Source organism: Ruegeria sp. AB5, from assembly GCF_056542645.1.
Map to the genome: position 1 here is coordinate 335,456 of NZ_JBQGAE010000002.1, position 10,866 is coordinate 346,321.

The window sequence follows — 10,866 nt, forward strand, 5'->3', positions numbered from 1 at the left end:
TTTCGGGGTCGACCGTGTTCAGGATTTTGATCGCCTGCCTGCTGGCGGCAACCGTAGCAGGCTGTGCGGTCTCGAAACGGCCGCAAGCCGACCAGTCCGAGATTGTGGCGCGGTCCTACCGTGACCCGGGGCCGTCTACCCTGACACTTTACACGATGATCAACACGCGCACCGGTTCGGGGGCGCATACCTCGCTGATGATAGGTGGCAGCGAGAGGGTGATCTTTGACCCGGCAGGTTCGTTTCAGGCCGATATCGTGCCTTCCAGAAACGACGTGCTGTACGGTATTACCCCGGCGGTCGAACGCGCCTATCGCAGCTCGCATGCGCGCGAGACGCATTTCGCCCGCATCCAGACAATCGAAGTGACGCCACAGCAGGCCGAAATAGCCTTGCAATTGGCGAAACAGGCCGGGCCCGTGGCGGGATCCTATTGCGCCAATTCAACCGCGCGCCTGTTGCAACAGGTGCCAGGCTTTGAGCAGATCGAAGTCACCTTTTTCCCAAAAAAACTGTCCGAGCAATTTGCCGAGCTTCCCGGTGTTGTCACCGAAGAGTATCGCGAAAACGACGATGCCGATTTGCAGAAAGGTCTGGCGGCGAACAACGCGGCGCTGAACCAGTTGGACGCGGCTTCAACCCAGTAGATACAGCAATCCGAACAACGTCGCCGCGCCCGAGAAGATCGCGGCCAGTACATTCTTTGTGAACAGCCCGACGGCCAGCGTCACCGCTGCGGCTGCCATTCGGGCGGCATCCGGTTGGCCTTCGGTTGCCGCGGGCCAGACGACCAGTGGCGCAATCAGGGCCGGCAGGATCGCGACGGCTGTGTACCGCAGGTGCCGCAACAGCCAGGGCGGCATCGGGCGGTCGCCCACAAGCCCGATAAAGGTGAATCGCAGCGCAAAGCTGCCAATGGCCAGCCCGATTATGATGGTCCAGAGGGTGATCGGGTCAAACTGGGTCATGCGCGGGCCTTTACACGTTCGAACAGAACCTCGGCCTGCGCGCCTGCGATCATACCTGCCGTGCCGGCGATCAACAGACCCAGATTGAACGGGACCGCCACGGCAAGCAATGACACGACCAGCGCCACAAGGGCGGCAATCACATGGGGTACAGTGCGCATCATCGGCCCCAGCATGGCGAGGAAGGTGATCGGCAAGGCAAAATCCAGCGCCCAGCTATCGGGAATTCGGGTGCCCAGGACTGCGCCCAGATAGGTGGCTACGATCCAGCACGGGGTGATTGGCGTGACCGAGCCAAAGAAATACGCCATGCGCCGCGCCACGGTCATATCGGGTTCCTTCTCGAACTGAACGATCGAGCAGGCATAGGACTGATCAACTGTCATATAGGCGGCAAAGGCCCTTTGCCACAATGGAGCCGCACCGAGATAGGGCGTCAGCGAGGCGGAATACATTGCCACCCTCAGGTTCACCGCCAGCGCCGAGGCCAGCACGATTGCCGTTGGCGTATTCTCTTGCAACAGTTGCAGCGCTGTGAACTGAGCCGCGCCCGCGAAAACGGTGGCCGAGAAGGCGACGACCTGCACGACATTCAACCCGGCTTCGGTTGCGAAAACGCCGAAAAGGGTTCCAAACGGGATCGCCACAAAGATGAACGGTGTCCCGTCGCGAAATCCCTTCCAGAAGTATGACTTGGATGTGGCGTCTGCCATGGCGAAATCCTATGGTGATCGCAGCAGAAGTAGCGGTGTTGGGGAGGGGTTGCAATTGGCTACGGAAATGGATGTTTCAGGTTTCATCATCGCACCTGATCCCGGCGCGGCCCGTCTGACCCGCGCCGTGGAAGGTGTGGACCAGAATGGTGAAGTCAGCCAAATCTCGGTTGTTGAGGAACGTCCGTTGACGATTTTCCTGAACGCGCAGGAAATTGTGACCGCGATGACCATCGGGGACTACCCCGAATATCTGGCGCTGGGATTTCTGCGCAATCAGGGCATGTTGCTGGCCGATGATCAGATTACGCGGGTCGACTATGACGAGGATCTGGAAACCGTTGTTGTTCGCACCGCGCGCGAGACATCTTATGAGGACAAGCTGAAAAAGAAGACCCGCACCAGCGGGTGCGCCGTGGGCACGGTCTTCGGTGACATGATGGAGGGGTTAGAGGATGTGCGCCTGCCACAGGTTCAGGTTCGCACCTCCTGGCTGTATGATCTGGCGGCCAAAATCAATCGCACCCCGTCCCTGTACCTTGAAGCCGGGGCGATCCATGGCACGATCCTGTGCCGCGAAAATCACCCTCTGGTTTACATGGAGGATGTGGGCCGCCACAACGCGGTCGACAAAATCGCAGGCTGGATGCTGTCCGAGTCAGAGACAGCTGCCGACAAGATTCTCTATACGACAGGGCGCCTGACCTCCGAGATGGTGATCAAAACGGCCATGATGGGCATCCCGGTTCTGGCGTCACGCTCGGGGTTCACTGCCTGGGGCGTCGAGATCGCGCGCGAGGTCGGACTGACCCTGATCGGCCGGATGCGCGGGCAGCGATATGTCTGCCTGTCGGGTGAGGACCGGCTGGTGCGCGACGTGGACCCGGCGAGCGTCTCAGTCGAGGACAAGAAGCACCGGCGGAAGAGTTCCAATGATTGATAAACCGATAGGAATCATCCTCGCAGGCGGGCTTGCCACCCGTATGGGTGGTGGCGACAAGGGTCTGTTGCAGATTGGCGGGCAGAGCCTGCTGTCTCATGTCATCGACCGGCTGTCGCCGCAAGTGAACCAACTGGCCTTGAACGCCAATGGCGATCCCACGCGGTTCTCGGATTTGAACCTGCCCATCTTGCCAGATACGATTGAGGGGTACGCAGGACCCCTGGCCGGAGTGCTGGCCGGGCTCGACTGGGCGGCAGAACAGGGCGCGGACAGTGTCGTCACAGCTGCCGCCGACACGCCGTTTTTCCCGCGCGATCTGGTGGATCGGCTCACCAAGGCTTCTCAGGGCCAATCGCATCCTCTGGTGCTGGCGACAACGCCGCGTTCGGGCGAGGAGGCATTGAAATCCGGTGGCGGCAGGCGGGTCAACCGGCATCCGACCTTTGGCCTGTGGCCGGTCGCGTTGCGCGATGATCTGCGTGCGGCCTTGAATGACGGGTTGCGCAAGGTCGTTCTGTGGACAGATCAGCATGACGGGCGCGAGGCGCTCTTCCCTACCGACCCGTTTGATCCGTTTTTCAACGTGAACACCCCGGATGATCTGGCGCGTGCGGAACGATTGTTGGAGCAGACATGAGGATTTACGGCGTCACCGGATGGAAAAATGCGGGCAAAACCGGATTGATGGAACGGCTTGTGGCCGAGATCACCGGGCGCGGGTTCACCTTGTCTACGGTCAAACACGCCCATCATTCTTTTGATGTCGACCAACCGGGCCGGGACAGCTACCGCCACAGAACCGCAGGCGCCAGCGAGGTGCTGCTTGCTTCGGGGCAGCGCGTCGCATTGATGCAGGAACTGCGTGACGCGCCGGAGCCTTCTCTTGAAGTATTATTGACCCGTCTTTCGCCGGTCGATCTGGTGCTGATCGAGGGGTATAAGCGCGAACGTCACCCCAAGGTCGAAGCGTTTCGCGCCGAACCGGGCAATGATCTGATTGCGACCCGGGATGACACGATCCGGGCGGTGGCAAGCGATACCCCGCTGGACTTGGACAGACCGGTTTTTGACCTGAACGACACAAAAGCGATTGCCGATTTCATCCTGTCCGAGGTCGGTTTGTGAGCCTGTTCGACAGCTTTGCGATGGTGGATTGGTCAGGCGGCAACGACACCGGACCCCGACCGCGCAAAGATGCGATCTGGGCTTGTGTCGTGCGCAATGGAAAGGTGCAGGCGCTGGACTATCTGCGCAATCGCGAAATCGCAGAAGCTTGGCTAAAGGCATTGATCGGGACTGAACTGGCCGCAGGCCGACGTATGCTGTTGGGCTTTGATTTCCCTTTCGGCTACCCTAGCGGCTTTGCCGAGGCGATCACGGGCGCCAACGACCCACTGACTTTGTGGGATTGGTTCGAGGCGCGGATCGAGGATTCTCCGGGCGCGAACAACCGGTTCGACGTGGCAGGGCAGATCAACAGGATGTTTGGTGGCCAAGGGCCATTCTGGATGAATGCCCTCCGGCGCGAGATCAAGGGATTGCCCCGCACGAAACAAGGCTATTTCAACCCGTTCGCTGATCGCCGCGCAGTTGAGCGACGGGCCAAAGGCAGCTTTACCTGTTGGCAGATGGCCGGTGCCGGTGCGGTCGGAGGGCAGGTGATGATGGGCCTGCCGGTGTTGAACCGGTTGCGGCATGCATATGGTGACAAGGTCGCGGTTTGGCCGTTTCAACCGCTGGACAAGCCCGTGGCTTTTGTCGAGATTTGGCCCTCGTTGAACCTTGGCTCCGCTCCGGTGGATCGGATCAAGGATGCCTGGCAGGTGGAACAGGTTGCCTTGACTCTGGCGCGGTTGACAGATCAGGAATTGGCCGAGCAATTGAATGTCTCAGCCCCAGAGGAGGGGTGGATCTTGGGTGTACCGCAGGACAAACCGAACATTGCGCCTCCGCCGTTGCGAAACGATTGTTTTGCGTTGCCTGCAGGGGTGAACTGGACACCGGTGGATGACGCGCTGAACTTGCTGCGTGATCGACTAAGGCCGCTGACCGGGGTCGAGATCGTGCCGCTTGCCACCGCCATGGGCCGGGTTCTGGCCCGCGATGTGGTCGCAAAACGTTCGAATCCGCCACAGCCCAATACGGCGGTGGATGGTTTTGGGTTTGCCGGACCTGCCGAGGACGGGCCGCAGGTCATGCCTCTGACCACAGGTCGTGCGGCTGCGGGTGTCCCTTTTGATGGGTCTGTGCCCACGGGCCACGCCCTTCGTATCCTGACCGGAGCCGCGCTACCCGGAGGGGTAGATACGGTTATTCTGGAAGAGGACGTGACCGTTCAGGACGGGCATATCGCGTTCAACGGGCCTTTGAAGAAAGGTGCCAACACCCGCCGCGCCGGAGAGGACGTGGTCGAGGGCGACATAGCCTTGCCCGCCGGGCGCAGGCTGGCGCCCGCGGATATGGCCCTGTTGTCTGCCGTTGGTGTTTCACAAGTGCCGACCCACAAAGCCCTTCTCGTTGCGGTGTTGTCGACGGGGGACGAGCTTGTCGAGCCGGGGGATACGGCAGGGCTGGGGCAAATCTTCGACGCGAACCGCCCGATGTTGTTGTCGCTTGTTGAACGAATGGGCTTTGTGCCGGTCGATATGGGCCGTGTTGCGGATAACCGAGAGATATTGCGCACGCGACTGGATGAGGCCGCGACACAGGCGGATGTGATCCTGACCAGCGGTGGCGCTTCGGCTGGGGATGAGGATCATGTCTCGGCCCTGCTGAGCGCAGAGGGCGCGATGCAAGAATGGCGGATCGCGCTGAAACCCGGTCGTCCTTTGGCTTTGGGTATGTGGTCGGGCACGCCGGTCTTTGGACTGCCGGGCAACCCTGTGGCCGCCATGGTCTGCACATTGATCTTCGCTCGTCCCGCCTTGTGCCTGATGTCGGGCGAGGGGTGGGTTGATCCGCAGGGATTCGACGTGCCCGCCGCGTTTGAAAAACGCAAGAAACCTGGTCGCCGCGAATATCTGCGCGCGCGTCTGCGTGACGGGACGGCCGAGGTTTTCCATTCGGAGGGGTCTGGCCGCATCAGTGGTCTGAGTTGGGCCGAAGGATTGGTCGAGATCGAAGACGCGGCACGGCATATCCGACCGGGTGATCCGGTGCGTTTTATCCCCTATGGCAGTTTCGGCTTGTGAGCGTAACGATCTCACACGGGTTCAGCGATGCAGAGCGGCATCAAGCCGCCGCCCTGTTCTGGCAGGCCTTTGCGGACAAGCTGCACAAGGTTATGGGCCCTGACCACAAGGGGCGGGCCTTTTTTGAAAGCGCTCTGAACCCCGATTTCGCCTTGGTCGCGCGGGATGCGTCAGGTCGGATGTTGGGTCTTGCCGGATTTAAAACCTCTGATGGCGGTCTGGCCGGTGGCACCCTGTCGGACATCGCGCAGGTCTATGGCTGGTTCGGCGCGCTTTGGCGTGGAATGGTGCTGAACCTTCTGGATCGGGATCTGAAACCCGGTGTCTTTCAAATGGACGGGATATTTGTCGCCGTCGAAGCACGAGGGCAAGGCATCGGAACCACGCTTTTGTCCGCAATCAAATCCGAAGCGCAACGTCGCGGCATGACCGAGGTCCAGTTGGATGTCATTGATACCAACCGCCGCGCAATAGCCTTGTACGCACGCGAAGGATTTCGGGTGGTAAGCCACGAAAGAAACGGCCTTTTGAGCTATCTGTTCGGGTTCAGCGGGGCCACCAAGATGAGCTGGGCGGTCACGCCAGTTTAGTCGAATGTCCCGGCGACGCGTCCCAGCAGCATGAAGGCCCGCGCTGTTCTGGTGTCGCCAAGCGACGTCAGTTCCGCATCGCTGGCATTGGGTTCGAACTCGACAATCATATTGTCGAACCGCCGCAGAAAGTGATGGGCCGCGTCCCTGAAAATCGGGTCCTGTTTCATTCGCGCTGCTGTCAGCGCCAGCGAGGATCGATCCCGAATACCACCCAGAGCCGCAACCGATCGCCCACGGGCGCCTTGGGCGAACTGCCGCCAAATCTCGGGCCGCGCCATATCGGGGCGCAGGTCGTCCATATAGATACCTTCCTGGCTGAGCAGGGTCAGAACGTCCTGCGAGGCCTGCACCAATTGGGCGGTCTTCCGGTCTTTCAGCGCCATCCGCAGGGCGTTGAACCCTTCGGTGTCTTTTTCGGTTTCAGGAAAGTTCAGCGCACGGATGAAGATATCGGTCGTCAGCGGCGGCGCGATCTCTTCGGCTGTGGTGCCAAGCGCCAGCGAGGTCTGATCGCCCTGCGCAGGCGCAGGTTGACTTTCTGACACAAGGTCCCGCCTTTTGCTCGAGAACGTGGCCAGAGCGTTTTCAGCGTTCTTGGTCGCTGCCGCAATTTCATCCAGTTTCTTGGTGACTGTCGGCTCATACGAGCTGGCCGCGCGCTGTTGTTGCAGAACATAGGCCTGGCGGATCGCGTCAACCGCCGTCTGCAACCTTGCGCTCTCTTCGCGCATAACGCGGCTGGCGCGCATCGCTGTCGCTGCGACCCAGATCATCGCCACGGGCATAAATACCGCCAGGAAGGTCACGATGAAACCGCCGCCCTGCGTCTGGTCGGGCAATACAAGAAACACAACCGAAACCACCAGCCAGATGACGCTAAGCACCCCGGCTGCGATTTCGATCGAAGTTACAGTCGACCGTTCTGGGCGGTCATAAATGCCCAGCGAGGTTGGTCGTTCGCTTTCCTGGTCAGGTTGGGTCCCCGACATAACAGACGCTCCGGTCAGGCGTATTCGATACTCAGAACTTCGTAGGATCGCACACCGCCGGGCGTGCGGACTTCGACACTGTCGCCTTCGTCCTTGCCGATCAGGGCGCGGGCGATGGGCGATTTGATATTCAGCAGGCCGTTTTCGATGTTGGCCTCATATTCTCCAACAATCTGCCAGGTCTTTTCCTCGTCGGTGTCTTCATCGACGAGCGTGACCTTGGCCCCGAACTTGATTGCACCGGACAGTTTGGCCGGGTCGATCACATCGGCCAGCGACAGGATGCCCTCAAGCTCTTTGATGCGACCTTCGATAAAGCCCTGCTTTTCGCGGGCCGAATGGTATTCGGCATTTTCCTTCAGATCACCCAGTTCCCGCGCCGAAGCAATGGCTTCGATGATTGCCGGGCGCTCGACGGATTTGAGGTTTTTCAGCTCGGCCTCGAGCGCGGCATTACCCGCAGGCGTCATTGGAATCTTTTCCATAGTCTCGTCGTCCACGCATAAATTGAGCCGCCCCGCCGCAGGGAGAGCGTCGGGGCGAGTGATGGGTCATTCAGTACCTGACCCAAATGGGGCGCGAATTGCAAGAGGCCAAGGGGGGGTCGTCATTCATTTCGCAACTTAGCGCCGCTCGGATGGGTTTGGGCGGCGCCTGTGACGATGATCGGGGGGCTTGTGCCGACGCCATCGGTGCGACGGTGCACACAGCCACAACATCTCAATCATACTGAACCACCTCAAACTCGATTCCGTTGTCGTCATCGAAGTAGAACCTTTTGCCTGGTTCGTAATCCGCATGGTTATGCGGGGAGAACCCGGCCTCGCGCACCCTGGCTTCGGTTGCGTCGATATCTTCAACCAATACGCCGACATGGTTGAGGCCTCCGACAATATCGTAACTGCTTTCGCCGGCCGGTTTCGGGTGCTCGGGTGCGTAGAGCGCCAGATAGGTGTGCTGAGAGCCCACATGCACAGTATACCCGCCAGCAATCGCGGGTCCTTCCCATCGGGTTTTCCAGCCAAACACCTTTTGCATCCATTCGGCAGATGCCTTTGGATCGCTGACAGTGAAATTGGTGTGTTCAAGCGTCGCCGTCATGGCATGTCCTTTCTTGTTGAGCTTTCTCCCGACTCACCGTAATTTCTAAACCTAACTTTAGGTCAAGGAATTTTTGAGGATCGGATATGGCGGTATCTGAAGGGCTTGCAATTGGCGCATTGGCGCGGCGGACCGGGTTGGCGGTATCGGCAATCCGGTATTACGAGGCACAGGGCCTGATCTCGCCTTGGCGCAACGCGGGCGGGCAAAGGCGGTATCAGAGGGCCGATATCAGGCGGCTGAGCTTTGTCATGATCGCCCAGCAATTCGGCCTGACCTTGCCGGAAATCCGCGAGGTACTGTCTGGTCTGCCCGGAAATCGAACGCCGACGCCGAAGGATTGGAAAGAAATCAGCCTGACCCTGCGGGCCCATCTGGACCAGCGAATCGACACGCTGACGCGCTTGCGCGACAATCTGGATGGGTGCATCGGGTGCGGCTGTCTCAGTCTGCCAAAATGCGCCCTTTACAACCCCGATGATCGGGCCAAATTGAAGGGAAGCGGGCCGAGATACCTGATGGGTGACGCTCCAAACGATTAATCTGCCGCAATGAGGCATTGTTACGCCGTGTTTCGATTGACCAAGGTCTTTTCGACCGGGTAATCAGCCGGGAAACAAAATTGCGCAGACCATGCGGTGAGAGCGCCAATTCGGAAAGTTAGCTAAGGAGCCCGCGATGGCCGACATTGAACGCGAAGCGATGGAATACGACGTTGTGATCGTGGGGGCAGGCCCCGCGGGTCTGTCGGCGGCGATCCGATTGAAACAGCTTGATGCCGACCTGAACGTCGTGGTTCTGGAAAAGGGTTCGGAAGTGGGCGCGCATATCCTGTCGGGCGCGGTTCTTGATCCTTGCGGTCTGGACGCGCTGATCCCGGACTGGAAAGAAAAAGGCGCTCCGCTGAACACTCCGGTTCATGAAGACAATTTCTACATGTTGGGTGAGGCCGGTCAGATACGCATCCCCAACTTCCCGATGCCGCCGCTGATGAACAACCACGGCAACTACATCGTGTCGATGGGCAATGTCTGCCGCTGGATGGCAGAACAGGCCGAGGAACTGGGCGTCGAGGTATTCCCCGGCATGGCGTGTTCAGAACTGGTCTACGGTGACAATGGCGAGGTCAAAGGCGTTGTGGCCGGTGTCTTCGGTCTGGAGCCCGATGGATCTTATGGCCCGAACACCGAGCCCGGAATGGAACTGCACGGCAAATATGTCTTCCTGTCGGAAGGCGTGCGTGGATCGCTGTCCAAGGAAGTCATCGCCAAATACGACCTGTCTGCCGGGAAAGAGCCTCAGAAATACGGCGTTGGCATGAAAGAGATCTGGGAAATCGACCCGGCCAAGCACAAAGAAGGCAGTGTCACGCACACGATGGGTTGGCCGCTGGGCAGCAACGCCGGTGGCGGGTCGTTCATCTATCATCTTGAAAACAATCAGGTCTATGTCGGTTTCGTCGTTCACCTGAATTACAAGAACCCGCACCTGTATCCCTACATGGAATTCCAGCGCTTCAAGCACCACCCGATGGTGGCCGAGTTGCTGAAAGGCGGTAAGCGCGTGGCCTACGGTGCGCGTGCGATCACCGAGGGCGGCTATCAATCGATGCCGAAACTGGTCGCGCCGGGTGTGGCGCTGCTGGGCTGTTCCGCCGGTATGGTCAACGTGCCGCGCATCAAGGGCAACCACAACGCGATGCTGTCGGGCAAGGCCGCGGCCGAGGCCGCCTATGACGCCATCAAGGCCGAGCGTTCGGGCGATGAACTGACCGCTTACGAAACCGACGTGCGTGAAGGCGCAATTGGCGCAGACCTGAAAAAAGTCCGCAACGTCAAGCCGCTGTGGTCCAAGTATGGCTTGACGGCGTCACTCATGCTGGGTGGCATGGATATGTGGACCAATACGCTGGGCTTTTCGCTGCTGGGGACGCTTGGCCACGGCAAGAACGACGCGGAAGCAACCGAAGAGGCCAGCAAGCACAAGCCGATCGACTATCCAAAGCCCGATGGCACGCTGTCTTTCGACCGCCTGACCAACGTGTCCTTTGCCGCGACCAATCACGAGGAAAGCCAGCCTTGTCACCTGAAACTGGGTGATCCGTCGATCCCGGTCAAAGTGAACATGCCCAAGTTCGATGAACCGGCCCAACGCTATTGCCCGGCTGGTGTGTACGAGGTGGTCGAGGATGAAGACGGCCCGAGATTCGTGATCAACTTTCAGAACTGCGTTCATTGCAAAACCTGCGATATCAAGGACCCCAGCCAGAACATCACCTGGACCACGCCGCAGGGCGGGGATGGCCCGAATTATCCCAACATGTAAGCAAAAACTTGGGCACTGGCAGGGTCGTGAAGGCTCTGCCATT

The 10,866-nt window shown here is 59.6% G+C and carries 13 protein-coding genes; 8 read left to right on the forward strand and 5 right to left on the reverse strand.

Features of this window, described 5'->3' with window-relative positions:
* Positions 1-14: 14 nt before the first annotated feature.
* Positions 15-647, forward strand: a complete 633-nt coding sequence (locus ACR0L4_RS06950; RefSeq protein ID WP_170749947.1) for a hypothetical protein — start codon at positions 15-17, stop codon at positions 645-647.
* Here the strand turns inward: ACR0L4_RS06950 and ACR0L4_RS06955 are convergent.
* Positions 636-968: an AzlD domain-containing protein gene (locus ACR0L4_RS06955; protein ID WP_480511633.1), complete on the reverse strand. Its 333-nt coding sequence runs from the start codon at positions 966-968 to the stop codon at positions 636-638. The genes ACR0L4_RS06950 and ACR0L4_RS06955 overlap by 12 nt on opposite strands.
* Positions 965-1,681 carry an AzlC family ABC transporter permease gene (locus ACR0L4_RS06960; protein ID WP_480511635.1) on the reverse strand — a complete coding sequence of 239 codons (717 nt, stop codon included), beginning with the start codon at positions 1,679-1,681 and terminating at the stop codon, positions 965-967. The genes ACR0L4_RS06955 and ACR0L4_RS06960 overlap by 4 nt, the downstream gene beginning before the upstream one ends.
* Before the next feature lie 67 nt (positions 1,682-1,748).
* On the opposite strand from ACR0L4_RS06960, the gene ACR0L4_RS06965 reads away from it, so the two are divergent.
* Genes ACR0L4_RS06965 through ACR0L4_RS06985 form a run of 5 tightly spaced genes read left to right on the forward strand, consistent with a single transcriptional unit; the run spans position 1,749 to position 6,405 of the window.
* Positions 1,749-2,621 (forward strand): formate dehydrogenase accessory sulfurtransferase FdhD, encoded by an 873-nt coding sequence (locus ACR0L4_RS06965; protein WP_170750263.1) that lies wholly within the window; start codon positions 1,749-1,751, stop codon positions 2,619-2,621.
* On the forward strand, positions 2,614-3,261 hold the full coding sequence (gene mobA, locus ACR0L4_RS06970) for a molybdenum cofactor guanylyltransferase MobA (RefSeq protein WP_480511637.1): 648 nt from the start codon (positions 2,614-2,616) through the stop codon (positions 3,259-3,261). Before ACR0L4_RS06965 ends, mobA begins: the two co-directional genes overlap by 8 nt.
* A complete protein-coding gene (gene mobB, locus ACR0L4_RS06975; protein ID WP_480511639.1) occupies positions 3,258-3,749 on the forward strand; it encodes a molybdopterin-guanine dinucleotide biosynthesis protein B in 492 nt (163 codons plus the stop codon). Before mobA ends, mobB begins: the two co-directional genes overlap by 4 nt.
* Before the next feature lie 20 nt (positions 3,750-3,769).
* The gene (locus ACR0L4_RS06980; RefSeq protein WP_480511809.1) at positions 3,770-5,815 is read left to right on the forward strand and encodes a molybdenum cofactor synthesis domain-containing protein; all 2,046 of its coding nucleotides are present in this window, start codon (positions 3,770-3,772) and stop codon (positions 5,813-5,815) included.
* On the forward strand, positions 5,812-6,405 hold the full coding sequence (locus ACR0L4_RS06985; protein WP_480511641.1) for a GNAT family N-acetyltransferase: 594 nt from the start codon (positions 5,812-5,814) through the stop codon (positions 6,403-6,405). The genes ACR0L4_RS06980 and ACR0L4_RS06985 overlap by 4 nt, the downstream gene beginning before the upstream one ends.
* Here ACR0L4_RS06985 and ACR0L4_RS06990 read toward each other — a convergent pair.
* The 3 genes from ACR0L4_RS06990 to ACR0L4_RS07000 form a co-directional block, all read right to left on the reverse strand.
* Positions 6,402-7,397 (reverse strand): hypothetical protein, encoded by a 996-nt coding sequence (locus ACR0L4_RS06990; RefSeq protein ID WP_480511643.1) that lies wholly within the window; start codon positions 7,395-7,397, stop codon positions 6,402-6,404. The genes ACR0L4_RS06985 and ACR0L4_RS06990 overlap by 4 nt on opposite strands.
* 14 nt (positions 7,398-7,411) lie before the next feature.
* Positions 7,412-7,882: a transcription elongation factor GreA gene (gene greA / locus ACR0L4_RS06995; protein WP_170749941.1), complete on the reverse strand. Its 471-nt coding sequence runs from the start codon at positions 7,880-7,882 to the stop codon at positions 7,412-7,414.
* A 235-nt stretch (positions 7,883-8,117) separates the two neighbouring features.
* The gene (locus ACR0L4_RS07000) at positions 8,118-8,498 is read right to left on the reverse strand and encodes a VOC family protein (protein ID WP_480511646.1); all 381 of its coding nucleotides are present in this window, start codon (positions 8,496-8,498) and stop codon (positions 8,118-8,120) included.
* Positions 8,499-8,584: 86 nt separating this feature from the next.
* Here ACR0L4_RS07000 and soxR point away from each other — a divergent pair, with 86 nt between their 5' ends.
* Together soxR and ACR0L4_RS07010 are read left to right on the forward strand one after the other, a co-directional pair.
* On the forward strand, positions 8,585-9,040 hold the full coding sequence (gene soxR, locus ACR0L4_RS07005) for a redox-sensitive transcriptional activator SoxR (protein ID WP_170749939.1): 456 nt from the start codon (positions 8,585-8,587) through the stop codon (positions 9,038-9,040).
* A gap of 136 nt (positions 9,041-9,176) precedes the next feature.
* Entirely contained in the window at positions 9,177-10,823 is a 1,647-nt protein-coding gene (locus ACR0L4_RS07010) for an electron transfer flavoprotein-ubiquinone oxidoreductase (RefSeq protein WP_480511648.1), read from the forward strand.
* The last annotated feature ends 43 nt before the right edge of the window (positions 10,824-10,866 follow it).

Coding starts and splice junctions, on each gene's coding strand:
- ACR0L4_RS06955 (WP_480511633.1), bottom strand. CDS start 968: ATGACCCAGTTTGACCCGATCACCCTCTGGACCATCATAATCGGGCTG.
- ACR0L4_RS06960 (WP_480511635.1), bottom strand. CDS start 1,681: ATGGCAGACGCCACATCCAAGTCATACTTCTGGAAGGGATTTCGCGAC.
- ACR0L4_RS06965 (WP_170750263.1), top strand. CDS start 1,749: ATGGATGTTTCAGGTTTCATCATCGCACCTGATCCCGGCGCGGCCCGT.
- mobA (WP_480511637.1), top strand. CDS start 2,614: ATGATTGATAAACCGATAGGAATCATCCTCGCAGGCGGGCTTGCCACC.
- mobB (WP_480511639.1), top strand. CDS start 3,258: ATGAGGATTTACGGCGTCACCGGATGGAAAAATGCGGGCAAAACCGGA.
- ACR0L4_RS06980 (WP_480511809.1), top strand. CDS start 3,770: ATGGTGGATTGGTCAGGCGGCAACGACACCGGACCCCGACCGCGCAAA.
- ACR0L4_RS06990 (WP_480511643.1), bottom strand. CDS start 7,397: ATGTCGGGGACCCAACCTGACCAGGAAAGCGAACGACCAACCTCGCTG.
- greA (WP_170749941.1), bottom strand. CDS start 7,882: ATGGAAAAGATTCCAATGACGCCTGCGGGTAATGCCGCGCTCGAGGCC.
- ACR0L4_RS07000 (WP_480511646.1), bottom strand. CDS start 8,498: ATGACGGCGACGCTTGAACACACCAATTTCACTGTCAGCGATCCAAAG.
- soxR (WP_170749939.1), top strand. CDS start 8,585: ATGGCGGTATCTGAAGGGCTTGCAATTGGCGCATTGGCGCGGCGGACC.
- ACR0L4_RS07010 (WP_480511648.1), top strand. CDS start 9,177: ATGGCCGACATTGAACGCGAAGCGATGGAATACGACGTTGTGATCGTG.